This is a genomic window from Inquilinus limosus (assembly GCF_051487185.1).
GTDB classification, from domain to species: Bacteria; Pseudomonadota; Alphaproteobacteria; order DSM-16000; family Inquilinaceae; genus Inquilinus; species Inquilinus limosus_F.
Genome location: NZ_JAHVDK010000007.1, coordinates 1 through 23,622, shown reverse-complemented (window position 1 = coordinate 23,622; position 23,622 = coordinate 1). Strand labels below are relative to the sequence as shown.

Below are 23,622 nucleotides of genomic sequence, written 5' to 3'. Positions count from 1 at the left end.
GATCACCCCAGCCCCGGCACCTGCGGATAGTCGGGATCGCCCTCCTCCGGATACCGCGGCCATTGCGGGGCATCGTCGGCGATCGCGTAGTAGTCGCCCTTGTCGGCGGTGAAGAGATGGCCGCCGATCGCGAGCCCGGTGGCGCCGTCCAGCGTGCCGGCGGCGATGCTGATGGTGCGGCCGTGGGACGGCTTCCAGAACAGGTTGCTGCCGCATTCGCCGCAGAAGCCGCGCTCCGCCTCGGGGGAGGAGCGGTACCAGCGCAGCGCGCGGTCGCTCTCCAGCACCAGGTTACCGGCGGCGCAGGCGGTGAAGGCGGCGTAATGGCCGGAGGTGCGGCGGCACTGGCCGCAATGGCAGGCCACCACCTGCCGCAGCGGGCCCGTCACCCGATAGCGCACGGCGCCGCACAGGCAGCCGCCGGTCTGGTCCGTCATCGCTCGCCTCCCTTCAGGATCAGGCGCCCAGGATGCTGCCTCTCGGCCGAGTCGATTGTGCGGGACCCGTCCCGCGATGTCGCAGCCGCGCCACCGCCATGTCGCGTCCGGCCTTGCCAAGCCTCGTTCCGCTTCCGATATTCGCCGGAGCCGTCCGGATCCCCCGGGCGGCGGACGTTCTCAGGGCGGGGTGGAAGTCCCCACCGGCGGTGATGGCATGACCCTTCGGGGCATGCACGAGCCCGCGAGCGCCTGCCGGGCGACCGGCAGGGTCAGCAGATTCGGTCAGAATCCGAAGCCGACGGTCACAGTCCGGATGAAAGAGAACGGGGACGAGGGCCGGGCGCAAACCCCGGCGCCCGATCCCGTATGCCCTGATTCTGGTCCGTTGCATGAGGATGACCATGAATCAGCAGTCTTCTTCCCGTACCGACGCGCCCCGCATCGCCTTCGTCCAGGCCTGCTGGCACCGCGACATCGTCGACCAGTGCAAGACCGCGTTCCTGGCGGAGATCGCCCGGGCGGGCGCTTCGGCCGCCGAGGTCGAGCTGTTCGAGGTGCCGGGCGTGTTCGAGATCCCGCTGCACGCCCAGCTGCTGGCCAAGAGCGGCCGCTACGACGCCATCATCGCCGCGGGCTTCATCGTCGACGGCGGCATCTACCGCCACGAATTCGTGTCGACCGCGGTGATCGACGCGCTGATGCGGGTGCAGCTCGACACCGAGGTGCCGGTGCTGTCCGCGGTGCTGACGCCGCAGCGCTTCCATGAGCATGAGACCCACGCCGCCTTCTTCCGCGAGCATTTTCTGGTCAAGGGCAAGGAAGCGGCGGAAGCCGCGCTCGTGACCGTCGCCGCGGTGGCGAAGCTGCGCAGCCAGGGTCTGCGCGCGGCGGCCTGACACCAAGCCGGCGGCTTGGGCCGGAGCCGCCCCCTCACCCGAAATCGCTGACGCGATTTCGACCCCTCCCCAAGGAGAGGTGTGGGGATGCGGCTCTTCTTTCCCCTCTCCTCGGGGAGAGGGAGGGGCCCAGCCCGCCAGGGCTGGGAGGGTGAGGGGGCTGGCTCCCCGATCAACTGTCCGCGACCCGCCCGAAGGCGATCCGGGCGATGCCGTAGCGGCGCTCGTCCAGCAGGTCGAGCCCGGGCACCGCCGGCTCGTCGGCCGCGGTCTCGGCCACCACCAGGCAGCCGGGCGCCAGCCAGCCGGCGGCGGAGAGCGCCCGGATCGCCGGCCCGACCAGCCCCTGACGATAGGGCGGGTCAAGGAACAGCAGTGTGGCCCGCGCCCGCGCCGGCGGCGGCTTCAGCGCGTCGGCGCGCAGGATATGGGCGCGCGCCGTCTCGCCCAGCGCCTCGGCGTTCCGGCGGGCGAAGCCCAGCGCCGCGGCCGAGCTGTCGAACAGCCAGGCCTCGGCGGCGCCGCGCGACAGCGCCTCGAAGGCCAGCGCCCCGGTGCCGGCGAAGGCGTCCAGCACGACGGCATCCGCCACCGCGTCGCCCTCGTCGGAACCGTATCCGGCATGGGCCAGGATGTTGAACACCGCCTCGCGCACCCGGTCGCTGGTCGGCCGGGTGGCGCGGTCCGGCGGGGCGGCGAGGACGCGGCCCTTATGACGGCCGGCGACGAGGCGCAGCGGCATGGCGGCTTGTGGGAGCGTTCGCAGGCTTGGTCGCCGGCTTGCGCTTCGGTTCCTCCTCGCGGGTCTCCAGCCAGCGGCCCAGCTGGTCGCGCAGCACCGAGGCCTTGACCTCCTCGGCCTGGCCCCTCTCCAGCGTTCCCAGCTGGAACGGGCCGTAGGCGATGCGGATCAGCCGGTTCACATTCAGGCCGATCGCCTCCATCACCTTCCGTACCTCGCGGTTCTTGCCCTCGCGCAGGGTGACGGTCAGCCAGGCGTTGCTGCCCTGCACCTTGTCCAGCGCCGCCTCGATCGGGCCGTAATGGACGCCGGAGACGGTGATGCCCTTGGCCAGTCCGGCCAGCTTCACCGGATCCGGGGTGCCGTGCACCCGTACGCGGTAGCGCCGCGGCCAGCCGGTGGCTGGCAGCTCCAGCCGGCGCGACAGCTCGCCGTCGTTGGTCAGCAGCAGCAGGCCCTCGCTGTTCAGGTCCAGCCGGCCGATCGAGACCACCCGCGGCAGCCCTTCCGGCAGGTTGTCGAACACGGTCTGCCGGCCCTGCGGGTCGGACCGGGTGGTCACCAGGCCGGCCGGCTTGTGATAGCGCCACAGCCGGGTGCGCTCGGCCTCGGGCACCGGCTGGCCGTCGACGGTCAGCACGGCCCCGGGCGGCACCACCACGGCCGGCGTGTCCAGCACCTTGCCGTCCAGCGCCACGCGGCCCTCGGCGATCCAGCGCTCGGCCTCGCGGCGCGAGCACATCCCGGCGCGCGCCAGCACCTTGGCGACGCGCTCACCTTCCTTCTCGGCGCCGTCCTTGAAGGTCGCTTTCGGCTTGGGCTTCGGGGTCTTGTCGTCGGTCTTGCTCATCGCCCTTGTCTAGCGCGAAGCGCCCGGCCAGGGTTAGCGCGAAACGCAAGGATCCGACCCGTGCCTGCCGAACCGCCAGCCCCGTCCTCCCTCGATCCGGCCGCCGACCCGGCCGAGGCTTATATGCGCCTGGCCCTGGACGAGGCGGCGGCGGCGGCCGCGCGCGGCGAGGTGCCGGTCGGGGCGGTGGTGGTCGAGGCCGCGACCGGCCAGGTGCTGGCCCGGGCCGGCAATCGGGTGGAGGAGCTGGCAGATCCGACCGCCCATGCCGAGGTGCTGGCGATCCGCGAGGCCGGGCGTCTGCGCGGCCGGCCGCGGCTGCCCGACTGCGACCTCTACGTCACGCTCGAGCCCTGCGCGCTCTGCGCCGGCGCCATCTCCTTCGCCCGAATCCGCCGGGTGGTCTTCGCGGCCCAGGACCCGAAGGGCGGCGCGGTGCTGCACGGCCCGCGCTTCTTCGAGCAGAAGACCTGCCACCACCGCCCGCAGGTAGAACAGGCGCCGGGCGCGGAGGAGGCGGGCGAGCTGCTACGCGCCTTCTTCCGGGCGCGGCGATAGTGGGTTTTGCACGGAGGGCGACGATGGATGAGGTGAGAATTCCCTATGCAGCCAGGCGAGATCCTGAGTCGATTGAGATGCTGCGGGTCTGGATCGCCGAACATGGCCTGCACTGCACCATCAGGATCGGCATCTACGAGGGGCGTGGCGATGTCGAGGAGGATGCCTGGGGCACCATTCTCGCCGACACCGCCCGGCACGTGGCGCGGGCGCTCGATCTGCAGGCGCCAGGACAGCACCCGGACGCTCTGGCGAAGATCCGGGCAAAATTCCTCGAGGAGCTCGATGATCCGACTTCGCCCATCCGCGGCAACTTCGCCGCTCACTAGCCCCTAAACCTCCGCCTCGCCCTTCAGCACCGGGATGCAGCCACCGCCGACGGTGGAGCGGATGCCGTCCGCGGCGCGGCGGGCGGCCACGCGCAGCAGGCTCGGGCGGCCCATCTCCACGCCCTGGACGATCTCGGCCTGTCCCGCATCGGCGCCGGACAGCGAGAGCAGGAGGGCGCCGAGCGTGGCGTTGGCGCTGCCGGTCGCCGGGTCCTCATAGGTGCCGGAGAGCGGCGCGAACATCCGGGCGCGGAGGTGGGCGCCGCCCGGCGCCGCGATGTCCGGGGCCGCCGGGTCGCGGGCGTAGAGATGCAGCGACAGGCGCCGCTCCACCTTCGGGAACTCCTCCTGGGTGCGGCGGAAGGCAGCGACGTCCGGCACGGCGCGGGTCAGCGCCTCGCCGGTCACCTCGGCCAGCACGAACGGGATGCCGACCGAGGCCAGCACCGGCTGGTGCGCCCGGGTGACGATGTCGGAGGGCGCCAAGCCGACGCAGGACGCGATCGCCTCGGCCGGCAGCTCCATCAGGGTCGACAGCGGTTGCGGCGCGGCGATCACGGCGCCGGTCACAGCCCCGGTCGCGTCGCGCTCGACCCGCACCTCGACCAGCCCGGACAGCTCCTCGAAAATCAGCACGCCGTCGCGGTCCAGCCCGTGCCGGGCCAGGACGCAGCCGGTGCCGACATTGGGATGGCCGGCGAAGGGCATCTCGTAGGTGCGGTTGAAGATCCGCACCCGCGCCGTGTGCGCCGGGTCCTCCGGCGGCAGCACGAAGGTCGTCTCGCTCAGGTTGAACTCGGCGGCCAGCGACTGCATCTCGTCGTCGGACAGGCCGCGCGCATCCGGGAACACCGCCAGTTGATTGCCGCCGAAGCGGCGGTCGGTGAACACGTCGACGGTCTCGAAGGCGAAGCGGCGCATGGCGTCCTCCTGTCGGCTCAAGGCCCCGAGTCTTGACATGGCTTAGCACCTTGGCAAAGTGCCGAAATGTATCCAGCCAATCTCTTCCGTGCCCTGGCCAATGAGCGCCGCCTGCAGATCCTGGAGTGGCTGAAGGATCCGCGCGCGCATTTCCCGCCGCAGGTCGACGGCGACCTGGTCGAGGACGGGGTCTGCGGCCTGTTCATCGCCGACAAGCTCGGCATCAGCCAGCCGACCCTGAGCGAGCATATGCGCGTCCTGGTCCAGGCCGGCCTCGTGGTGCCGAAGCGGATCAAGCAATGGACCTTCTACAAGCGCGATGAGGAGCGGATCCGCGCGGCGCGGGCGATGCTTGAGACGCTGTGAGGCTTTCCGCCGGGCGTTCCCGCCCCTATCCTTTGGCCCGACCCGCAGCGAAGACCGACCGATGTTCCAGACCGCACGCCCCGACCCCTCCCTGCCGAAGCCGGCGCTGTATCGAGAGCTGCTCGACCAGGCGAAGGGGCTGTTCGCCGGCGAGACCGACGCCATCGCCAATGCCGCGAATCTCTCGGCCCTGATCTTCCATGGCCTGCCGGACCTGAACTGGGCCGGCTTCTATCTGATGCGCGGCGGGGAGCTGGTGCTGGGGCCGTTCCAGGGCAAGCCGGCCTGCATCCGCATCCCGCTCGGCCGCGGCGTCTGTGGCACGGCGGCGGAGCGGCGGCAGCCGGTGCTGGTGCCGGACGTGCATGCCTTCCCCGGCCACATCGCCTGCGACGCCGCTTCACGGTCGGAACTGGTGGTGCCGCTGCTGCGCGACGGGACGGTGCTGGGCGTGCTCGACCTCGACAGCCCGCTGCCCGGCCGCTTCGACGCCGAGGACCAGGCCGGCATCGAGGCGCTGGCCGCGCTCTGGGTCACCGCCAGCGCGATCTGACGGCTCGTACCGGCAGCCCGAAATACATTCCCGTCATGGCGAGCCCCGCCCCTTACGCCTATTGGGGGGCGTGGCCATCCAGGGCGGCTCGCACCGGCCCCCTGGATGGCCACGGCGCTGCGCGCCTCGCCATGACGGAGAAGGGCCTGGAGGGTTGCGCGTAAAGACCGTTCAGCCCTTATCGTAGCGGATCTCGATCACCTCGGCGGTCTCGATGCCCGCCGGGGTGCGGACCTCGACCACGTCGCCCTCCTGCGCCCGCATCAGGGCGCGGGCGAGGGGAGAGATCCAGCTGATCTCGCCCTCCTCCGGCCGGGTCTCGTCGATGCCGACGATGCGCACCGTGCGCTCGCGGTCCTGGCCGTCGACATAGGTGACCGTGGCGCCGAAATAGACCCGGTCGCGGTTGGTCTGGCGCGCCGGGTCGACCACCTCGGCGATCTCCAGCCGCTTGGTCAGGAACCGCACCCGCCGGTCGATCTCGCGCAGCCGCTTCTTGCCGTAGATGTAGTCGCCGTTCTCCGACCGGTCGCCGTTGCCGGCGGCCCAGGACACCACCTCGACCACCTTCGGCCGCTCGACCCGCCACAGCTGCTTCAGCTCGTCCTGCAGCCGCTGGAAGCCCTCCGGCGTGATGTAGTTCTTCGACCCCGCAGGCAGAGGCGCCGGCGCGTCGTCCAGCTCCTCTTCGGAGTCGGTCTCTTTAGTGAAAGCCTTGCTCATCGGAACACTGTAGCACTGTGTGTAGATTGGGTTCGCCTCGACAAACCCAACATCTATGGCGATTTGGCTTCGGGGACGATGAATTCGGCCTCTTCGGACCATGTGCCTTCAAGAGCCGATTCCTCGGGATCGGACGCGATGGCACGATCGATCTCTGCATCCGAAAGCGCTCGGACACAGCTCCAATCGGTCTGTCCCTGACCGCGGTCATCCAGCGTGGTCGTGATGATCTTTGGCGTCATGACCCGATCATACACTCGGAACGACAGCATTGCAGGTCGGTCAGAGTTCTTCCGGTCTCGGCTTTCGAACACGATGGACGAAGGCCGGATCAGCCACACCGCATGCACGGTAGTTCCGCTGCGCATCCCTGAGGCTCAGCGAGCCATTGGGTCCACCCCGGACGACATCGGCATCGTGCTCGTCCTGTCCGTCATCCTCCCACCAGCAGACCGGACAGATTTCGAAGGCGGCGCGCCCCCGCAACGTCCTGCAGCCGCAGCAGGGGCATCTGTAGGTCGGCCGGTCCTGGGTCGGCTCCGAGACGTTCCGGAAGCTCACACCGCAATATCCCTTCGGCAGAAGCCCTCAGGCCAGTCGATGCGGTCGACCGCCTGATAGGCGCGGGCGCGCGCCTCGGCGATGTCGCTCCCCAGCGCTGTCACCGCCAGCACACGGCCGCCCTGGGCGGTGACGGTGCCGTCGGTCTCCGCCTTCGTGCCGGCGTGGAACACGATGGTGCCGGGCACCTGCCCGGCCTGGTCGAGCGCCTGGATCGTGCTGCCCTTCTGATACGCGCCCGGATAGCCCTTCGCCGCCATCACCACCGTCACCGCCGCCTCCATCCGCCAGCGCAGGGTCAGGTGGCGCAGCTCGCCGTCGGCCGCGGCGATCAGGGCGGTGAGGAGGTCCGAGTTCAGCCGCGGCAGCAGCGTCTCGCATTCCGGGTCGCCGAAGCGGACATTGTGCTCGATCAGCTGCGGCCCGCGCTCGGTCAGCATCAGCCCGGCGAACAGGATGCCGCGGAACGGCGTGCCCTCGGCCTCCATGGCCTTGAGGGTCGGCTGCACGATCTCGGCCATGATCCGGGCCTCGAGCTCCGGCGTCGCCAGCGGGTGCGGCGAGACAGCGCCCATGCCGCCGGTGTTCGGTCCCTCGTCGTGGTCGAAGGCGCGCTTGTGGTCGCGGGCGGTGGCCAGCGGCAGGGCGGTCTCGCCGTCGCACAGGGCGAAGAAGCTCAGCTCCGGCCCGGTCAGGCATTCCTCGACCACGATCGAGGCACCCGCGGCGCCGAAGCCGCCCTCGGTCAGCATCGCATCGACGGCGGCCTGGGCCTCCTCGACCGTCCCGGCCACCACCACGCCCTTGCCGGCGGCCAGGCCGTCGGCCTTGACCACGATCGGCGCGCCCTCGGCGGCGATATAGGCCTTGGCCGCAGCCGCGTCGGTGAAGCGGCGGTAGCGGGCGGTCGGGATGCCGTATTTCGCGCACAGGTCCTTGGTGAAGCCCTTCGACCCCTCCAGCGCCGCGGCGGCGGCGGTCGGCCCGAAGGCCTTGATTCCGGCCTCGGTCAGCCGGTCCACCAGCCCCGCCACCAGCGGCGCCTCCGGCCCCACCACGGCGAAGTCGATCGCGTTCTCCTGGGCGAAGGTCACCAGCCCGTCCACATCCTCGGCCGCGATCGGCACGCAGGTTGCCTCCTGGGCGATGCCGGCATTGCCGGGCGCGCAGTAGAGGGTATCGCAGAGGGGGGAGGCGGCGATCGCCCAGGCCAGGGCATGTTCGCGGCCGCCGCCGCCGACCAGAAGGATGCGCATGAAACCAGACCCGATATCTTGCTAGGGTGGCCGCGGTTTAGCACGAACACCGGGCCGATGACCGAGCAAAACGCGAATACCCCCCGCACCGGCTCCAACCTGCCGGAATTCACCATCGCCGAGCTGACCGGCGCCCTGAAGCGCACGATCGAGGGCGAATTCGGCTTGGTGCGAGTCCGCGCCGAGATCGGCAAGGTCACGGTGCCGCGCTCCGGCCACGTGTACCTGACGCTCAAGGACGACAGCTGCACCCTCGAATCGGTGATCTGGAAAGGCCAGCTGCCGCGGCTGATGGTGCGGCCGGAGCAAGGGATGGAGGTGGTCTGCACCGGCCGGCTGACCGTCTACGGCTCGCGCTCGCAGTACCAGATGGTGATCGAGCAGATGGAGCTGGCGGGCGAGGGCGCCATCCTCAAGATGCTGGAGGAGCGCCGCCGCCGCCTCGCCGCCGAAGGCCTGTTCGAGGCCGCGCGCAAGCGGGCACTGCCTTTCCTGCCGGCCGTGATCGGCGTCGTCACCTCGCCGACCGGCGCGGTGATCCGCGACATCCTGCACCGCCTGTCCGACCGCTTCCCGCGCCATGTCCTGGTCTGGCCGGTGGCGGTGCAGGGCGACACGGCGGCGGGGCAGGTGGCGGCGGCGATCGAGGGTTTCAACGCGCTGCCGAAGGGGGGCCCGGTGCCGCGGCCGGACCTGCTGATCGTCGCCCGCGGCGGCGGCAGCCTGGAAGACCTGATGCCATTCAATGAGGAGATCGTGGTGCGCGCCGCCGCTTCCAGCGCCATCCCGCTGATCTCCGCCGTCGGGCACGAGACCGACACGACACTGATCGACTATGCCGCCGACCGCCGCGCCCCGACCCCGACCGCGGCGGCGGAGATGGCGGTGCCGGTCCGGGCCGAGCTGCTGGGCCGCGTTCTGGATTGCTCACGCCGCCTCGAAGCCGGCACGGCTCGGCTGTTCGGCGAGCATCGCACCCGGCTCGACGCGCTGCGCCGCGGCCTCGGCGACCCGGCGCGGCTGATCGAGACCGCGATGCAGCGGCTGGACGACCGCGGCGAGCGGCTGGATCGTGCCGCGCTCGGCCGGATCGAGCGGTGCCGCGCCTGGCTGGCCGAGCTCGGCGCCCGGCTGCCGCATCCGCGCCGCCAGGTGGCGGAGACGGCACGGCATCTGGTCCAGCTCGGTGACCGCCTGGTCGCCTGCGGCAGCCGTCTGACCCACCGCCCGGCCGAACGCTTCCACGCCCTGTCCGGCCGCTTCGGGCCGGAGCCGGTGCTGCGCGCCCTGGCTGATCGCGATGCGCGCCTGGCCGCCGCCGGGCGGCTGCTGGAAAGCTACTCCTATGTCGACGTGCTGCGCCGCGGCTACGCCCTGGTGCTGGACCCGGCGACCGGCCATGCCCTCGGCTCGGCGCAGGAGGCGACGCCCGGCCGGGCCGTGACCCTCCGCTTCCAGGACGGCGAGGCGCCGGCCGTGATCGGCGGCGGCAAGCCGCACCGGCCCGCCCGCGCACCGGACCCGAAGCCGGAGCAGGGGACGCTGCTGTAGGCAGTTACGCCCGTTCCGCGAGCGCCCAGCGGCGTGGCAGATCGAGCCAGCGGACCAGCCGCAGCCTGGCGGAGCCCAGCTCCTCCGCCATCTGCGCGTCGTCGATCAGCTCGTGGGTGTAGCTCTGCATCCACACCGCATCGGCCGCTTCCGACCGAAGGGTGATGTGGGCGAGGCGGCCGTCGTGCCGCACCGATTCGATGACATGTCGGATGCCCGCTTCCTCTCCGGCCGGCCCGGGCTGCAGCGTCGCGAAGATGTCGGGGTTGCGCCGCTCGATCAGCACGGCGCCGCCAGGCAGGACGTGACGTCGGCAAGACGCGAGCAGCGCAGCACGCGTCCGGGGATCGGGAAAGTTGATCAGGGTGCTGCCCAGCAGCACCGCATCGAAGGTCCGGCCGAGGTCGAGCTCCTCGATGTCGGCCAACACCGTCTCAGCCCCGCGGATATGGGTCAGCATCTCGGCGGAGTTGTCGACCGCGGTCACGGCATAGCCGCGCGCGACCAGGGGATGGGTGACGCGGCCCGGCCCCGAGCCCAGCTCCAGGATCGAGCCGCCGGCCGGGACCACGGCGGCGACGATCTCCGGCTCGTCATCTGGCAGCAGGCGCCGGTACAGCTCCACGGCGCAGCCATCCTGGGTACGCGGGCCCGGCCCGGTGCCGGTGAATCGGATCTGGGATGGCATCTCGGGCCTCTTCAAGATCAGTGCTCCGCCGGAAATGGCGATGACGGTGTGGCCCTTGAAGGCTTCGCTGCGGCTTGAGCTCGGCCCACCGCCGCATTTTTTGCGAGGCATGTCGGCTGCGGGCATACTCCGTCGTCCTCGGGAGGAAGAAGGAAACACCCGGATGCTGTATGCCGTCCTCTGCTACCATAACGAAGCCGTGACCGAGGCCTGGAGCAAGGCCGAAGACGACGCCGTCATGGCCCGGCTGGCCGCGGTGCAGGAGCCGCTGGCCCGGCAGGGCAAGATCGGGCCCGTGGCCCGGCTCCTGCCGACCACCGCCGCCACCACCCTGCGCGCCGGCGCGGGCGAGCCGGTGGTGATCGACGGCCCCTTCGCCGAGACGAAGGAGCAGCTTCTGGGCTTCTACACCTTCGACTGCGCCTCGCTGGACGAGGTGCTGGACATCGTGCGCGACCTCGCGCGTGCCAATCCCGGGGGATCCTACGAGATCCGCCCGATCCGCATCTTCAAGCCTGGGACAGCCGGATCATGACCGACCTCGCCTGGATCGACGCGGCCTTCGCCTCCGCCCGCCCCCAGGCGCTCGGCGCGCTGCTGCGCTATTTCCGCGACCTCGACACGGCGGAGGAGGCGTTCCAGGAGGCCTGTCTTCGGGCGCTGAAGACCTGGCCACAGAAGGGCCCGCCGCGCGACCCGGCCGCCTGGCTGATCTTCGTCGGCCGCAACGCCGCGCTCGACGGGGTGCGCCGCGGCCGGAAGCACGAGCCGCTGCCGCCGGACGAGGTGCTGTCCGATCTCGAGGATGCCGAGAGCGACCTGGCCGAGCGGCTGGACGGCGCCGAATACCGCGACGACATCCTGCGGCTCTTGTTCATCTGCTGCCATCCCGACTTGCCGGCGACGCAGCAGATCGCGCTGGCGCTGCGCATCGTCTCCGGCCTCTCGGTCAGGCAGATCGCCCGCGCCTTCCTGGTGGGCGAGAGCGCGATGGAGCAGCGCATCACCCGGGCCAAGGCCAAGGTCGCCAATGCCGGCGTGCCGTTCGAGACGCCGGGCGCCGTGGAGCGGGCGGAGCGGCTGGCCGCCGTCGCCGCGATGATCTACCTGGTCTTCAACGAGGGCTATTCCGCCGCCAACAGCGAGGAGGCGCCGCTGCGCGCGCCGCTGTGCGACGAGGCGATCCGGCTGGCCCGGCTGCTGCTGCGGCTGTTCCCGGCCGAGCCGGAGATCATGGGCCTGACCGCGCTCCTGCTGCTCCAGCACGCCCGCGCGCCGGCGCGGTTCGACGCCGACGGCTGCATCGTGCTGCTGGAGGACCAGGACCGCAGCCTGTGGAACCGCGCCATGATCGCCGAGGGGCTGGCGCTGATCGACAAGGCGATCCGCCACCGCCGGCCCGGCCCCTATCAGGTGCAGGCGGCGATCGCGGCGCTGCACGCCCGGGCGGCGCGGCCGCAGGACACCGACTGGGCCCAGATCGACATGCTGTACGCCACGCTGGAGCGGCTGCAGCCCTCGCCCGTGGTCACGCTCAACCGCGCGGTCGCGGTGGCGAAGCTGCACGGGCCGCAGGCGGCGCTGGAGATGATCGAGCCGCTGGCGGGGCGCCTGTCCGGCTATTTCTACTTCTTCGGGGTCCGGGGCGCGCTGCTGCAGCAGCTCGGCCGGTTCGGCGAGGCGCGCACCGCCTTCAACCAGGCCATCGCGCTGGCCAACACCGCGGCCGAGGCCGCCCATATCCGGCTGCATCTCGACCGGCTGCAGCAGGATGGGACCGCTGACGCCCGCTGAGGCCGGAAAATTTTCGAAACCGCTGTCGGCGCCGCTCTGGCCCGTCCGTCCTTGAGGCAGGCCTGCAGCATCCGCCGCGGCGCAAAGGAGCAACCAGGAGGAAGTCATGGCTCAGACGACAGATCACGCAGCTCCCCCGGTCCTCGGCGGCTTGGTCGCCTATGTGAACGTCGAAGGGGCGCTGAAGGCCGCCGAGTTCTACGAGAAGGCCTTCGGCGCGAAGACGGTCTATTCGGTGCCGCCGGACGAGAAGGGCCGGACCATGCATGTCCATGCCCACGTCAACGGCAGCTCGCTGATGATCTCCGATTTCTATCCGGAGCATGGGTTCGCGTTCGAGCCGCCGCAGGCCTTCACCCTGCAGCTCATTCTCAAGGCGGACGAGATCGACGCCTGGTGGAAGCGGGCGGTCGATGCCGGGTGCACGATCGAGGTGCCGCTGGACGTGATGTTCTGGGGCGACCGCTGGGGCCGGCTGAAGGACCCGTTCGGCATCGCCTGGGCGATGAACGCACCGGTCAAATCGTAGGAGCCGTCCGGTGAGACGCCGGCGGAAGGGCATGCGCCTTTCCGTCGGCCTTCCGTGATGCGATGGAGGAAGAGATGACCAGCCAGCATGACAGCGAAGCCGAGATCCGCGCTCTGATCGAGGAACGCGCGGCGGCGCTGCGCCGCAAGGACGCCAAGGGCTTCGTCGCCCGCCAGGCCGCCGATTACTCCCTCTACTCCCTCTACTCCATGGGGTCGCCGCTGGCAGCCGACCAAGCGAACGTCGAGGACGTGGACGCCTGGTTCGCCACCTGGCGGGGGCCGCTCGGCTATGAGGTCCGCGATCTCGACATCGTGGCCGACGGCGACGTCGCCTTCTGCCGCGGCTTCGCCCGGATGAGCGGCACCAAGACCGACGGCGAGACGGTCGATCTCTGGTTCCGCCTCACCCTCGGCCTGCGCCGGACCGCCGAGGGCTGGACCATCGTGCACGAGCACGAATCCGTGCCCTTCTACATGGACGGCAGCCTGCGGGCCGCGGTGGATCTGAAGCCCTGAGGCCGGCGGCTTTGGACACGGCCGGCTGAAAGACCCATTCGGCGTCGCCTGGGCGATGAACGCGCCGGTCCAATCGTAGGGAGCCGTTCGGCGAGACCCTGGCGGGAGGGCGCGCGCCTTTCCGCCGGCTTTCCGTTTCGGACATCGTTCCGGCCCTGTCGGATGCATGGGCGCTGCTTCGTCCTCTGGACAGGCATCCGAATCCCGGATGCAGATGGAGGAAGAGATGACCAGCCAGCACGACAGCGAAACCCCGATCCGCGCCCTGATCGAGGAGCGCGCGGCGGCACTGCGCCGCAAGGACGCCAAGGGCGTCGTCGCCTGCCAGGCCGCCGATTATGTCCTTTACTCCCTGGCGCCGCCGCTGCGGACGATCGACTCGGGGGCCGAGGGGCTGGAGGCCTGGTTCGCGACCTGGAAGGGGTCGATCGGGTACGAGATCCACGACCTCGGCATCGCCGTCGACGGTGCCGTCGCCTTCGGCCACGGTTTCGCCCGGATGAGCGGCACCAAGACCGACGGCGAAAACGTCGATCTCTGGTTCCGCCTTACCCTCGGCCTGCGCCGGGCCGCCGAGGGCTGGACCATCGTGCACGAGCACGAATCGGTGCCCTTCTACATGGACGGCAGCCTGCGGGCGGCGGTGGACCTGAAGCCCTAGACGCCGGCGGCTTCGGACGAGGCCTGGCGCCCAGAGGTCTCGGCGTCCACCCCGACGGCACCGATCAGCGCATCGAGCAGGCCGGGGAAGCGGGCGTCGAGATCCTCGCGCCGCAGCGACAGCAGGTTCTCCCGGCCGGAGGGGCGCTGCCAGATAACGCCGCTGTCGCGCAGCACCCGCCAGTGATGGGTCAGGGTGGATTTCGACACGCCCTGCAGCACCGTGCCGCAGGCGTGCTCGCCGCCCTGCGCCAGGACGCGGATCACGGTGAGCCGCATCGGATGGCCCAGCGCAGCCAGGACGTTCTCCAGCCGGATCTGGTGGCGCTCGGGATGCTGCGGCGTGATCATGCCGCATAGATAGGCGACGATACGCGTACAGTCAAACCGTCACCCTGCAGGTGAGGCACGTTTCAGCGCTGATCGTACGAAAATTCTAGTACTGTTCAACAGTACGATAATCTGCGTACAGTCGGACCGAATCGAATCCGACATGGAGTTCCGATCCGATGTCCGCATCCGTTTCCGCCGAGGCCGGCGGGCACCGTTCGCTCGGCTGGAGCCTGGCCGTCCTGGCCTTCGCGCAGCTGATCTTCGCGCTCGACCTCAACATCGTGTTCGTGGCCCTGCCGGAGATCGGCGCCGGCCTCGGCTTCTCCGAGCAGTCGCTGCAATGGGTGGTCAGCGCCTACACCGTGTTCTGTGGCGGCTTCTTGCTGTTCGGCGGCCGCGCCGCCGACCTGTTGGGCCAGCGCCGGATGTTCGTGCTCGGCCTCGTCCTCTACGCCGCCTCGTCGCTGGTCGGCGGGCTGGCCTGGAGCCCGGGCGTGATCGTCGTCGCCCGCGCCGTGCAGGGCATCGGCGGGGCGATCCTGTTCCCGGCCACGCTGTCCCTGGTCAACCGACTGTTCGAGGAGGGGCCCCGGCGCAACCGGGCGCTCGCGGTCTGGGGCGGCGCCGGCGCCAGCGGGCTGACCCTGGGATCCCTGCTCGGTGGCGTGCTGACCAACGATTTCGGCTGGCCGGCGGTGTTCTTCGTCAATGTCCCGCTGGCCGGGATCGTCGCCCTCGCCGCCCTGGCGGTGATCCCGCGCGACCCGCCGCGTGCCGCCCGCCGCAGCTTCGACCTGCCCGGCGCCCTCACCGTCACCGCCGGCGTCACGCTTCTGGTCTATGTCCTGGTGCAGGGGCCGGAGACGGGCTGGGACGCGACCCCGATCGTCGCCGCCGCCGTGCTCTCGGCCGTCCTGCTGGCGGCCTTCGTGCTGATCGAGACCCGCAGCGCCGACCCGCTGATGCCGATGCGGCTGTTCCGCAACCGCAGCCTGGTCGCGGGCATGACGATCACCTTCATCTATATGGGCAGCTTCGGCGCGCTGCCCTATTTCCTGACCGTGCTGTTCCAGACCGTGATGGGCTTCAGCGCGCTCGAGACCGGCCTCGCCTTCATCGTGCCGTCGCTCGCCATCGCCGCCGGCACCCAGCTCGGCGAGCGCCTGGCCACCAAGCTGACCACGCGCAGCACGCTGCTGCTCGGGTCGGCGATCGGCGTGGTCGGCACCGTCGCGATCGGCCTCGAAACCACGGCCGGCTATGCCGCGCTGGTGCCCGGCCTGATTGTCTCCGGCATCGGCCAGGGCATCGTCTGGACCGGAATGTGGATCGCCTCCGCCTCCGGCGTCGCGACGGAGGAGCAGGGCGTGGCCTCCGGCATGGCCTCGACCACGCTCAACATCGGCAACGCCATCGGTCTCGCCATCCTGATCGCCATCGCCAATGCCGGGATCGCAGGGCAGGAGGGCGAGGCGCTGCGCCTCGCCGTCGCCGACGGCACCCGCCTCGCCTTCCATCTCTCCGTCCTCGGCATCGTGCTCGGCGGGCTGACAGCGCTGGCCCTGCCGCGGCGGGCCCGCGGCGCGGCGGTGCAGGTGGCGGCGTAAACACGGGAGGGGCGTGCGGCAGGCTGGATCGCTACTTCACGCCCCAGATCCGCCCCTGGTCGACGATCCACGTCCTCTTGTCCGTGGTCATGATTAGCAGCGGCAGGCGGTAAAGGAGGTTGACGAAGATATGGGTCTCGGTCGGCGTCGGTGATTGCAGCTCGGTGATGAAGTTGAATTTCGGAGTGTAACCGGGGACGGATTTAAAGCGAGGCGCCAGGCAGGTCTTCGTCAGATTCTCCGATGACAGGATCTGCTTGCCATCCGCGCTCACCAAGGTGCGGTGATGACCGCCCAACATTCTGAGATCGGGATCTGTGGTGGCGACCAGGAGATAGACGAGCCAGTTCCGGCTTCCGGGATCGCGGAAGACCACGGGATTGTAAGGCGGCGGGCACAGCGGAACGAAGCTGGACATCGCCAGCTGACGGGCGGCGAGCTGGACGGATTGGTCCGGCGTCAGCGCCGAAGTCCTCGGCCGCGTCATGGCGACGGCCCGGCCGTCTTCGTCGACGGTCACATCATAGGCCGCTTCGAACCGGTCACCCCTCTGCCAGAGGAAGCGGACCAGCACGCCGGAGCCGCCCGACGTGTCCGTCACCCAGCCCCGTATCCGGTCGGTCTGCGGGTTCACCCCCTCGGCGAGGAGAAGATCCGTCGCCCGCGCCGCGGCGTTGTCGAGGACGTAGATGGTGCGGCCGAGCGTCTCGATCCGCCGGATCTCCGGCGAGGCCTGAGGACTCAGGCCGGAGCCTGCGATCCCTGTCGCCGCGGCCTGGCCGCCCGTGCCCGGCGGAGTCGTGCTGTTGCAGCCGGCCAGGACGGCCAGCAGGACGAGCGGCAGCGCCATGCGCTGCAGCGATGTGGTGGTCTCGATCATCTGGTCCCCCCTGTGCCGCCAGCATGCCGCGTCCCACGGCGGCGGCCAAGGGCGGGCCTACTCCTTCACCGCGGCGATCGCGCCGTTGCCGACCAGCCAGCGCTTGCCGTCCGCGGTCAGCACGATCAGCGGCAGGTCCTGGCGCAGGCTGAGGAAGACGTGCAGCTCGGTCGGGATCGGCGAGTCCGGCTCCGCCACCGCGAAGGCGACGGCCGGATGGCCCTCGGCCGTGCGCTCGCCGGCCAGGCAGGAGGGGGGCGGCAGGCGGCCGCCGGACAGGATGCGGCCGCCGTCCGGGCTGACCAGGAAGCGGAAATGGCCGCCGACCATGAACACGCCCGGGTCGGTCGCCGTGGCCAGGGCATAGACCCGCCAGTTGCGGGTGCCAGGGTCGCGGAACGCGACCGGCCGGTAGGTCTTGGAGCAGGGCTGGTCCAGCCGCCCCAGCGCCAGCTCCTCGGCGGCGAACTGGGCGGCCTGGTCCGGCGTCAGCGGCGCGCCGTCGCGGCGGGCGAGGGTGGGCGTGCCGCCGCCGGCGTCGACGGTGACGTCGTAGGCGGCCTCCGGTCCTCGGCCGCCCCGGCGCACGAAGCGGACCAGGATGCCGTTCGCCGCCGGCTCGGTCACCCAGCCGACGACGCCGCCGGCCTGCGGATCGATGCCGTTCCGGCGCAGCGTGGCGCTGGCCAGGGCGGCGGCGCCGTCGATGACGTAGATCTGGCGGCCCAGGGTCGCGGCCCGGCGGAACTCCGGCCCAGTCTGCGGCACCACCTGCGTCGGCAGGGCCTGGCCGGCGGGCGGGGCGGCCTGGCCGGGCGTGCCCTGCTGGGCCATCACCGCCGCTCCCGGGAAGAGCAGGGCGGCGGCCACCGTCAGCAGGGCGGGCGGCCCGAGGCGGCGGCGAAGGGCGATCGGGTCCTGGCGCATGCTGTCTCCGCTGTGACCGGGGGCACCATGCCGCGTCGCGCGGGCGGGGCCAACCCCTGGCCTGCCGCGAGGGCGTCGAAACGGCGACTGATCCGAGCGTTGCCCTGTTTCTCTCGTATGAACGCCAACTTCGAGGAGAGACGACCATGGCGACCCGAAACCTCGAACAGGATATCGATGCCCTGACCCGCACGCTCGCCGAGCTGCGGTCGGAGATCGGCGCGCTGGCCGGCGATGCCGCGCGGGACGCGGTCGATGCCGGACGGCGGGGCGCCCGCCGCGTCGGCCGAGCGGCGGACGTCGCCGCCGAAGGGATCCAGGGCCAGGTCGCAGAGCGGCCGCTGACCAGCGTCGGCCTGGCCTTCGCCGCCGGCCTGGCGATCGGCCGCTTCCTGGTGCGCTGAGGCCGGCGGCCCGGAACTTCCGGCATCCGGGCGTCGTTCCCTGACCGGTCCGTCCCGGATCGGTTTTCCCCCCATCCTCGAGGAGAAACCCATGATCGCGCGCATCTTTCTCATCGCCGGCCTGCTGACCGCGGGCCTCGGCATGGCCGCCTGCGAGAACACCGTCCGCGGCTTCGGCCAGGACACCAGGGAAGCCGGCCAGGGCATCGAGCAGTCGGTCCCGCCCGAGCGGCAGACGACGCAGCCGCAACCGATGCAGTGACCGGCCGGCCCGGGCGGATGGGCCCACCCGCCCGGGCGCCCTGATCCCCGCCCGACGCCCGAAGGATCCCGCCGCGCATGGACCTGCTCCGGATCATCATCGCCATCCTGCTGCCGCCGTTGGGGGTGTTCCTCCAGGTCGGCTTCGGCGGGCATTTCTGGCTCAACATCCTGCTGACGTTGCTGGGCTACATCCCGGGCATCGTCCATGCGGTCTGGGTGATCGCGAAGAAATAGGCCGGCGGCACTGGAATCCCGGTGGCCGATCGGAGAGGCTGGCGCGGTCGACCGCTCGATCGGAGGTGCCACCATGCCCAGCATCAGGACCGCCCCTTACGGCTTCTGGAGATCGCCGATCACCTCCGACCTGATCGTGGCGCAATCGATCGGCCTGTCCGAGGTGCGGCTGGACGGCGACGTGATCTGGTGGCTGGAGAGCCGGCCGCAGGAAGGCGGCCGCAGCGTGCTGATGCGGCGGGCGCCGGACGGGTCGGTCGCCGAGGTCAGCCCGCCCGGGGTCAATGTCCGCACCCGGGTGCATGAATATGGCGGCGGCGCCTGGACCGTGGCCGACGGCACCCTGTTCTTCTCCAACGACCGCCCCGGCGCCGCGGGCGGGCCGCCGGACCGCCGGCTGTACCGCCAGGCGCCGGGAAAGGCACCGGTCCCGGTCACCCCGGCGACCGAGGCCGGAGGCGGCGAATGGCGCTTCGCCGATGGGCTGATCGATCCGCGCCGGCGCCTCTGGATCGGCGTCGGCGAGCATCACCGGCCCGGCCGGGCCCATCCCGACAACATGATCGTCGCGGTGCCGCTGGAGGGCGATGCCGCCGGCAGCATCCGCATCCTGGCGCAGGGCCACGACTTCTTCGCCTCGCCGCGACTGTCGCCCGACGGCAGCCGGCTGGCCTTCCTGGCCTGGGACCATCCGAACATGCCCTGGGTCGAGACCACGCTCTATGTCGCCGAGCTCGCCGCCGACGGCCTGCCGTCCCGGCCGCCGCAGGCGCTGGCGGGCGGGGCGGGTGAATCGGTGTTCCAGCCGGAATGGTCGCCGGACGGGCGCTGGCTGGTCTTCGTCGCCGACCGCTCCGGCTGGTGGAACCTGTATCGCTGCGACGGGCGCGGCTGCCCGGCCGAGGCGGTGCTGCCGATGGCGGCCGAGTTCGGCCAGCCGCAATGGGTGTTCGGCATGTCGACCTACGCCTTCTCGGGCCCTCGCCGCCTGCTGTGCAGCACCATCGAGGGCGGCCTCGGCAAGCTCGGCTTCGTCGATCTCATGACCGGCGCCCTGACCCCGATCGACCTGCCCTACACCGATATCAGCTCGGTCCGCGCGAATGAGCGGGTGGCGGTGTTCCGCGCCGGCTCGCCGCGCGACGCCGCGCAGATCGTCCGGCTCGACCTCGCCACGCTGCGCCGGGAGGTGCTGAAACGGTCGACCGAGATCGGCGAGGACCCGGCGCTGCGCGGCTATTTCGCCGAGGCGCGGCCCGTGGAATTCCCGACCGCGGGCGGCCGGACGGCCCACGGCCTGTACTATCCGCCGACCAGCCCGGACCATGCGGCGCCCGAAGGCGACGTGCCGCCGCTGGTGGTGGAGATCCATGGCGGGCCGACCGCCGCCGCCTCCTCGACCCTCAATCTCGGCATCCAGTACTGGACCAGCCGCGGCATCGCCGTGCTGGACGTCAATTACGGCGGCAGCACCGGCTACGGCCGCGCCTATCGCGACCGGCTGCACCTGTCCTGGGGCGTGGTCGACGTGCAGGACGCCGTCGCCGGGGCCAAATACCTGGCGTCCCAAGGGCTGGCCGACCCCGCCCGGTCGGTGATCACCGGCGGCAGCGCCGGCGGCTACACCGCGCTGGCGGCCCTGGCCTTCGACACCTGGTTCGCCGGCGGCGCCAGCCATTTCGGGGTCAGCGACGCCGCCGCCCTGGCCCGCGACACGCATAAGTTCGAGTCGCGCTATCTCGACTGGCTGATCGGCCCCTATCCGCAGGAGGCCGAGCGGTACCGCGAGCGGTCGCCGCTGTACCACGCCGACAGGCTGTCGAAGCCGGTGATCTTCTTCCAGGGCGAGGAGGACGAGGTGGTGCCGCCGAACCAGACCGAGGCGATGGTCGAGGCGCTGCGCGCCAAGGGCCAGCCGGTCGGCTACGTCCTGTTCGCAGGCGAGCAGCATGGCTTCCGCAAGGCGGCCAATATCCAGCGCGCCCTGGACGGCGAGCTGGCCTTCTACGCGGTGGGGATCTTCAAGACCGGGCTGGCTTTCTGAGGGGGCCTGGAGGGCGCCGCCGCTGCCTGACGCGCGGTCCGAAGCCCCCTCACCCGAGGAGAGGGATTTCGGAGCGACGTCTCACTTCACCTCTCCTTGGGGAGAGGTCGAAATCGCGCAGCGATTTCGGGTGAGGGGGGCGGCTCCGGCCCATCCGACCGGCCCGAAGCCGTCACCCGGTGTCGGGTTCCTTGGGCTCCTCGTAGTCGCCGTCGAAGCCGACGCCGAGGGAGCGGCAGAGGCGTTCGGCGGCCCGGGCCGGCGGCTCGGTGTCGATCAGTGCCTCGACATCGGGCTCCGCGAGCCGGGCCGCGAGCCCGGCCTCGAGGCCGGGAGCCTTGTCGGGATCGATGGCGTCGAGCGTCCGCTGCATCAGCTCGTGCAGCCGGGCCCGGCGCCGTTCCCGGATCTCGGCCGGGGTGCCGGTCGGCGGCGGCGGATAGGGCGGGTCCGACCAGTCGGGCGCCCGGCGGCGCCATTCGTCGGACAGGCCGAGGCCGCAGGCCAGGCCGGTGATGACCGCGCCGACCGGCCGGTCCTCGATCCGGTCCTCCTCATCCTGGTAGAGCGCGTCGAGCTGCTCGTGGAGAATGCCGGTGCGATGGTCGGCCTCGTCGAGCTCCTCGGTCGACTGGGCCGGGTCCCAGATCAGGGCGTAGAGGGCGCCGGTGACGTGGTTGCGCTGGCGGGCGCGGCGGGCCTTGCGGTCGGCGCGATCGAGGGCGCAGAGCCGGTCGGCGGCGCGGGCGCGCAGCGCCAGGGCGCGCTGCACCGTGCGGGAGAAGCGGCTGAAGGCCAGCCCGGCCTCCTGCGCCTCGGCCCTGGCTGTCTCGACCGCGGCCTCGTCGGCCTTGGGTTCGGCGGCGCGGGCCTGGGCGGCGATGGCGCGGGCGCCTTCGGCCTCGACCATCCGCATGCCGAGCTCCGCGATCCGCGTGAGCATCTCGACCTGCTGCAGCGCGAGGCCGCGGCAATAGGCCGGGATGTCGAGATCGGGAGAGGCGGCGTTCATGGAACATATCATGAACAAGGTCGCGAGTTAACGCAAGACGACACTGCGTTAACTCGCCGCCTGCCTTGCCGCAGCCTGGATCGCCACGCCCCTTCGGGGCTCGCGATGACGGTGGTGGGGTGCAGGGGACGGCTTCCCCAAAACCGTCATTGCGAGGAGGCGAAGCCGACGAAGCAATCCATGTCTCCGCTCGCGCGGCCCCGGTCAGTCCGTCTCCTCGCCGTCCCAGTACCGCCGCACCCCCGACATGTCGAAGATGTCCTGCTCCGTTCGCAGGGCGGCGACGGCCATCTTGTTCGAATCGGGATAGACGCAGACGTCGTTCGGGTTGCGCTCGCCGATCATCAGGTAGCGGCAGGGGCCGGGGCCGCTGTTCATGAAGGAATGGCCGATCTTCTGCCCGGCGGGGAAGCAGACATAGTCGCCCGGCTTCAGCGTGTGGCGCTCCTCGCCGAGGATGAGCGTCAGCTGCCCCTCCAGGACCAGCGCCTGCTCCTCCTCCAGCATGTGGTAGTGGGTGGGGCACAGGCGCTTGCCGGGCGCCGGCGATTCGATCAGCACGCCGACGTGGTAGCCCCGCCCGACGGCGGCGAAGGTGAGGTGCTTCGACCGGCCGCCGAAGCGGGCGCTGCCGGGCACACCCTCGTCGGTCCATTCCACCTGGTCCGCGGAGATCGGCGGCTTCGGCACGGCCGGCGGCTCGGGCGCGGCGGCGGCTTCGGGCGGGCTCTCCCCCGGCGGCAGGCCGGTGTCCTCCCCGTCCCAATAGCCGCGCCGCGCAGCGAGATCGAGGATCGAGCGGCCCAGGGCGCGCACCATCACCTTGTTGCTGTCGGTGTAGACCGCCACCTCGTTCGGGTTGCGCTCGCCCACCAGCACGTAGCGGCACGGCGCGGTGCCGGTGTTGACCAGGCAGTGCCCGGCCTTCTGGCCGGCCGGGAAGCAGGCGTAGTCGCCCGGCTTCAGCTCGTGGGTCTCGGCGCCCAGGCGCAGGGTGACGGTGCCTTCGAGGATGTAGACATGCTCCTCCTCGAAGATGTGGTAGTGGGCGGGCGCGCTCCGCCCGCCCGGCGGCAGCTCCTCGATGACGACGCCGACATGGTAGTCGTCGCCCATCGCGGCGCGCGTCAGGTGCTTACAGCGCAGGCTGAAGCGCGGGATGTCGGCCCATTCCTCCCAGGGCAGGTCGGGCGTCGAGATCGGCTTCGGCGGGGTTCCGGTGGGCATGCGGGTGAACCTCCCTTGCGGCCCGGCGGCCGGCCTCGGCCCGGCAGGTCGCGGGTCCGGTCCGCCGGCGGAACGAGGATCATCGGCCAGGGTGCCGGCAAGCACAATGCGCCGTGGACGGTGTGCCGTCCGGCAAACGTCTCCGACCGGAGGGTATCGGGCGCACGAAGATCCCCGGCCAGAACCGGGCCGAGAAGGAGCGCCGGGTGCGGGACAGCCAATCCCATGCCGCGCTGGTCTACGACGGCGCGGCCTGCATCGGCTGGTGCCAGTTCGGGCCGGTGGAGGAACTGCCGCGGATCAAGCACCAGCGCGCCTGTCGCGACGGGCTGGCGGCGCTGCCGGACTGGCGGATCAGCTGCTTCTTCGTCGACAGGTCCCATCGGCGGCGCGGTCGAAAGCTATCCCGAGGACCCGCAGGGCCGCTCGGTCTCGTCATCCTTCCTGCACAACGGCGCGGTGTCGATGTTTGAACGGTGGGGCTTCACGCGCACCCGCCGCATCGAGAAGAACCAGTGGGTGGTGGCCAGGGTGGTGGCGGCGGAGTGAGGGCGGGCGTGGGGCTGTCGGGTTTGCGGTCGGCCATCACATGCGACCCGTCTGCGTTGCGCCATATGCGGTCATCGCGCCAGCGCCCCGACACCGGATATCGACCGAATCGTCCGGATCCGGCCCTTCTCGGTTGGCCCAGCCCGACGTGGACGCATCCAAACCGGCCATCGGAGTAGGCTCCCGACAGCGGACATGGCCGCACG

The 23,622-nt window shown here is 71.0% G+C and carries 31 protein-coding genes and 1 riboswitch; of the genes, 17 read left to right on the top strand and 14 right to left on the bottom strand.

All coding sequences use genetic code 11. The features are described from left to right. Positions 1-2: 2 nt before the first annotated feature. Positions 3-437 carry a GFA family protein gene (locus KXR53_RS09600; protein WP_437374900.1) on the bottom strand — a complete coding sequence of 145 codons (435 nt, stop codon included), beginning with the start codon at positions 435-437 and terminating at the stop codon, positions 3-5. Between the two features lie 172 nt (positions 438-609). After that, positions 610-769: riboswitch (FMN riboswitch) on the top strand. A 72-nt stretch (positions 770-841) separates the two neighbouring features. On the opposite strand from KXR53_RS09600, the gene KXR53_RS09595 reads away from it, so the two are divergent. Beyond that, complete coding sequence (locus KXR53_RS09595) at positions 842-1,336, top strand: 6,7-dimethyl-8-ribityllumazine synthase (protein ID WP_437374899.1); 495 nt, start codon at positions 842-844, stop codon at positions 1,334-1,336. A gap of 172 nt (positions 1,337-1,508) precedes the next feature. On the opposite strand, the gene rsmD is transcribed toward KXR53_RS09595, so the two are convergent. Then, entirely contained in the window at positions 1,509-2,078 is a 570-nt protein-coding gene (gene rsmD, locus KXR53_RS09590) for a 16S rRNA (guanine(966)-N(2))-methyltransferase RsmD (protein WP_437374898.1), read from the bottom strand. Next, the gene (locus tag KXR53_RS09585; RefSeq protein WP_437374897.1) at positions 2,047-2,928 is read right to left on the bottom strand and encodes a pseudouridine synthase; all 882 of its coding nucleotides are present in this window, start codon (positions 2,926-2,928) and stop codon (positions 2,047-2,049) included. The genes rsmD and KXR53_RS09585 overlap by 32 nt, the downstream gene beginning before the upstream one ends. A 123-nt stretch (positions 2,929-3,051) precedes the next feature. Here KXR53_RS09585 and KXR53_RS09580 point away from each other — a divergent pair, with 123 nt between their 5' ends. Further along, complete coding sequence (locus KXR53_RS09580) at positions 3,052-3,486, top strand: nucleoside deaminase (protein ID WP_437375127.1); 435 nt, start codon at positions 3,052-3,054, stop codon at positions 3,484-3,486. Positions 3,487-3,509: 23 nt separating this feature from the next. Further along, positions 3,510-3,815, top strand: coding sequence for a DUF5076 domain-containing protein (locus KXR53_RS09575; protein ID WP_437374896.1), 306 nt, complete (start codon positions 3,510-3,512; stop codon positions 3,813-3,815). Positions 3,816-3,818: 3 nt separating this feature from the next. On the opposite strand, the gene KXR53_RS09570 is transcribed toward KXR53_RS09575, so the two are convergent. Continuing rightward, positions 3,819-4,736, bottom strand: coding sequence for a PhzF family phenazine biosynthesis protein (locus KXR53_RS09570; protein WP_437374895.1), 918 nt, complete (start codon positions 4,734-4,736; stop codon positions 3,819-3,821). A gap of 66 nt (positions 4,737-4,802) precedes the next feature. On the opposite strand from KXR53_RS09570, the gene KXR53_RS09565 reads away from it, so the two are divergent. Continuing rightward, positions 4,803-5,102, top strand: coding sequence for an ArsR/SmtB family transcription factor (locus KXR53_RS09565; protein ID WP_437374894.1), 300 nt, complete (start codon positions 4,803-4,805; stop codon positions 5,100-5,102). 61 nt (positions 5,103-5,163) lie between these two features. Next, positions 5,164-5,655, top strand: a complete 492-nt coding sequence (locus tag KXR53_RS09560) for a GAF domain-containing protein (RefSeq protein ID WP_437374893.1) — start codon at positions 5,164-5,166, stop codon at positions 5,653-5,655. A gap of 171 nt (positions 5,656-5,826) precedes the next feature. Here the strand turns inward: KXR53_RS09560 and greB are convergent, their stop codons facing one another. Genes greB through purD form a run of 4 tightly spaced genes read right to left on the bottom strand, consistent with a single transcriptional unit; the run spans position 5,827 to position 8,195 of the window. Further along, a complete protein-coding gene (gene greB, locus KXR53_RS09555) occupies positions 5,827-6,378 on the bottom strand; it encodes a transcription elongation factor GreB (protein WP_437374892.1) in 552 nt (183 codons plus the stop codon). Between the two features lie 53 nt (positions 6,379-6,431). Beyond that, complete coding sequence (locus tag KXR53_RS09550) at positions 6,432-6,620, bottom strand: hypothetical protein (RefSeq protein ID WP_437374891.1); 189 nt, start codon at positions 6,618-6,620, stop codon at positions 6,432-6,434. 40 nt (positions 6,621-6,660) lie between these two features. After that, positions 6,661-6,939, bottom strand: coding sequence for a CPCC family cysteine-rich protein (locus KXR53_RS09545; protein ID WP_437374890.1), 279 nt, complete (start codon positions 6,937-6,939; stop codon positions 6,661-6,663). After that, positions 6,936-8,195, bottom strand: coding sequence for a phosphoribosylamine--glycine ligase (gene purD, locus KXR53_RS09540; RefSeq protein ID WP_437374889.1), 1,260 nt, complete (start codon positions 8,193-8,195; stop codon positions 6,936-6,938). The genes KXR53_RS09545 and purD overlap by 4 nt, the downstream gene beginning before the upstream one ends. 57 nt (positions 8,196-8,252) lie before the next feature. Here purD and xseA point away from each other — a divergent pair, with 57 nt between their 5' ends. After that, positions 8,253-9,746: an exodeoxyribonuclease VII large subunit gene (gene xseA, locus KXR53_RS09535; protein WP_437374888.1), complete on the top strand. Its 1,494-nt coding sequence runs from the start codon at positions 8,253-8,255 to the stop codon at positions 9,744-9,746. 4 nt (positions 9,747-9,750) lie between these two features. Here the strand turns inward: xseA and KXR53_RS09530 are convergent, their stop codons facing one another. Beyond that, the gene (locus tag KXR53_RS09530) at positions 9,751-10,434 is read right to left on the bottom strand and encodes a class I SAM-dependent methyltransferase (RefSeq protein WP_437374887.1); all 684 of its coding nucleotides are present in this window, start codon (positions 10,432-10,434) and stop codon (positions 9,751-9,753) included. Between the two features lie 163 nt (positions 10,435-10,597). Between KXR53_RS09530 and KXR53_RS09525 the strand changes: the two genes are divergently transcribed. The 5 genes from KXR53_RS09525 (at position 10,598) to KXR53_RS09505 (ending at position 13,936) form a co-directional block, all read left to right on the top strand. Beyond that, entirely contained in the window at positions 10,598-10,969 is a 372-nt protein-coding gene (locus KXR53_RS09525) for a YciI family protein (RefSeq protein ID WP_437374886.1), read from the top strand. After that, on the top strand, positions 10,966-12,228 hold the full coding sequence (locus KXR53_RS09520; RefSeq protein ID WP_437374885.1) for an RNA polymerase sigma factor: 1,263 nt from the start codon (positions 10,966-10,968) through the stop codon (positions 12,226-12,228). Before KXR53_RS09525 ends, KXR53_RS09520 begins: the two co-directional genes overlap by 4 nt. 106 nt (positions 12,229-12,334) lie before the next feature. After that, the gene (locus KXR53_RS09515) at positions 12,335-12,757 is read left to right on the top strand and encodes a VOC family protein (RefSeq protein ID WP_437374884.1); all 423 of its coding nucleotides are present in this window, start codon (positions 12,335-12,337) and stop codon (positions 12,755-12,757) included. Between the two features lie 74 nt (positions 12,758-12,831). After that, positions 12,832-13,275, top strand: coding sequence for a YybH family protein (locus tag KXR53_RS09510; RefSeq protein WP_437374883.1), 444 nt, complete (start codon positions 12,832-12,834; stop codon positions 13,273-13,275). Positions 13,276-13,501: 226 nt separating this feature from the next. After that, positions 13,502-13,936, top strand: a complete 435-nt coding sequence (locus KXR53_RS09505; RefSeq protein ID WP_437374882.1) for a YybH family protein — start codon at positions 13,502-13,504, stop codon at positions 13,934-13,936. Here the strand turns inward: KXR53_RS09505 and KXR53_RS09500 are convergent. Then, positions 13,933-14,286 (bottom strand): ArsR/SmtB family transcription factor, encoded by a 354-nt coding sequence (locus tag KXR53_RS09500; protein ID WP_437374881.1) that lies wholly within the window; start codon positions 14,284-14,286, stop codon positions 13,933-13,935. The two genes, KXR53_RS09505 and KXR53_RS09500, sit on opposite strands and share 4 nt — an antisense overlap. Before the next feature lie 158 nt (positions 14,287-14,444). On the opposite strand from KXR53_RS09500, the gene KXR53_RS09495 reads away from it, so the two are divergent. Beyond that, positions 14,445-15,875 carry an MFS transporter gene (locus KXR53_RS09495; protein ID WP_437374880.1) on the top strand — a complete coding sequence of 477 codons (1,431 nt, stop codon included), beginning with the start codon at positions 14,445-14,447 and terminating at the stop codon, positions 15,873-15,875. 31 nt (positions 15,876-15,906) lie between these two features. Here KXR53_RS09495 and KXR53_RS09490 read toward each other — a convergent pair whose 3' ends face one another. Further along, on the bottom strand, positions 15,907-16,725 hold the full coding sequence (locus tag KXR53_RS09490; RefSeq protein WP_437374879.1) for a hypothetical protein: 819 nt from the start codon (positions 16,723-16,725) through the stop codon (positions 15,907-15,909). 87 nt (positions 16,726-16,812) lie between these two features. After that, entirely contained in the window at positions 16,813-17,682 is an 870-nt protein-coding gene (locus KXR53_RS09485; RefSeq protein ID WP_437374878.1) for a hypothetical protein, read from the bottom strand. 146 nt (positions 17,683-17,828) lie between these two features. Between KXR53_RS09485 and KXR53_RS09480 the strand changes: the two genes are divergently transcribed. The 4 genes from KXR53_RS09480 to KXR53_RS09465 all read left to right on the top strand — a co-directional run bounded on the left by KXR53_RS09480 (position 17,829) and on the right by KXR53_RS09465 (position 20,628). Further along, positions 17,829-18,086 (top strand): hypothetical protein, encoded by a 258-nt coding sequence (locus tag KXR53_RS09480; RefSeq protein ID WP_437374877.1) that lies wholly within the window; start codon positions 17,829-17,831, stop codon positions 18,084-18,086. A 91-nt stretch (positions 18,087-18,177) separates the two neighbouring features. Further along, positions 18,178-18,348: a hypothetical protein gene (locus tag KXR53_RS09475; protein ID WP_437374876.1), complete on the top strand. Its 171-nt coding sequence runs from the start codon at positions 18,178-18,180 to the stop codon at positions 18,346-18,348. Positions 18,349-18,425: 77 nt separating this feature from the next. Further along, positions 18,426-18,584, top strand: coding sequence for a YqaE/Pmp3 family membrane protein (locus KXR53_RS09470; RefSeq protein WP_034850683.1), 159 nt, complete (start codon positions 18,426-18,428; stop codon positions 18,582-18,584). Between the two features lie 73 nt (positions 18,585-18,657). After that, complete coding sequence (locus KXR53_RS09465; protein ID WP_437374875.1) at positions 18,658-20,628, top strand: S9 family peptidase; 1,971 nt, start codon at positions 18,658-18,660, stop codon at positions 20,626-20,628. A gap of 172 nt (positions 20,629-20,800) precedes the next feature. On the opposite strand, the gene KXR53_RS09460 is transcribed toward KXR53_RS09465, so the two are convergent. After that, positions 20,801-21,640, bottom strand: a complete 840-nt coding sequence (locus KXR53_RS09460; protein ID WP_437374874.1) for a hypothetical protein — start codon at positions 21,638-21,640, stop codon at positions 20,801-20,803. A gap of 204 nt (positions 21,641-21,844) precedes the next feature. Next, positions 21,845-22,867: a cupin domain-containing protein gene (locus tag KXR53_RS09455; RefSeq protein WP_437374873.1), complete on the bottom strand. Its 1,023-nt coding sequence runs from the start codon at positions 22,865-22,867 to the stop codon at positions 21,845-21,847. Between the two features lie 206 nt (positions 22,868-23,073). On the opposite strand from KXR53_RS09455, the gene KXR53_RS09450 reads away from it, so the two are divergent. Continuing rightward, positions 23,074-23,340 (top strand): hypothetical protein, encoded by a 267-nt coding sequence (locus KXR53_RS09450; protein WP_437374872.1) that lies wholly within the window; start codon positions 23,074-23,076, stop codon positions 23,338-23,340. The last annotated feature ends 282 nt before the right edge of the window (positions 23,341-23,622 follow it).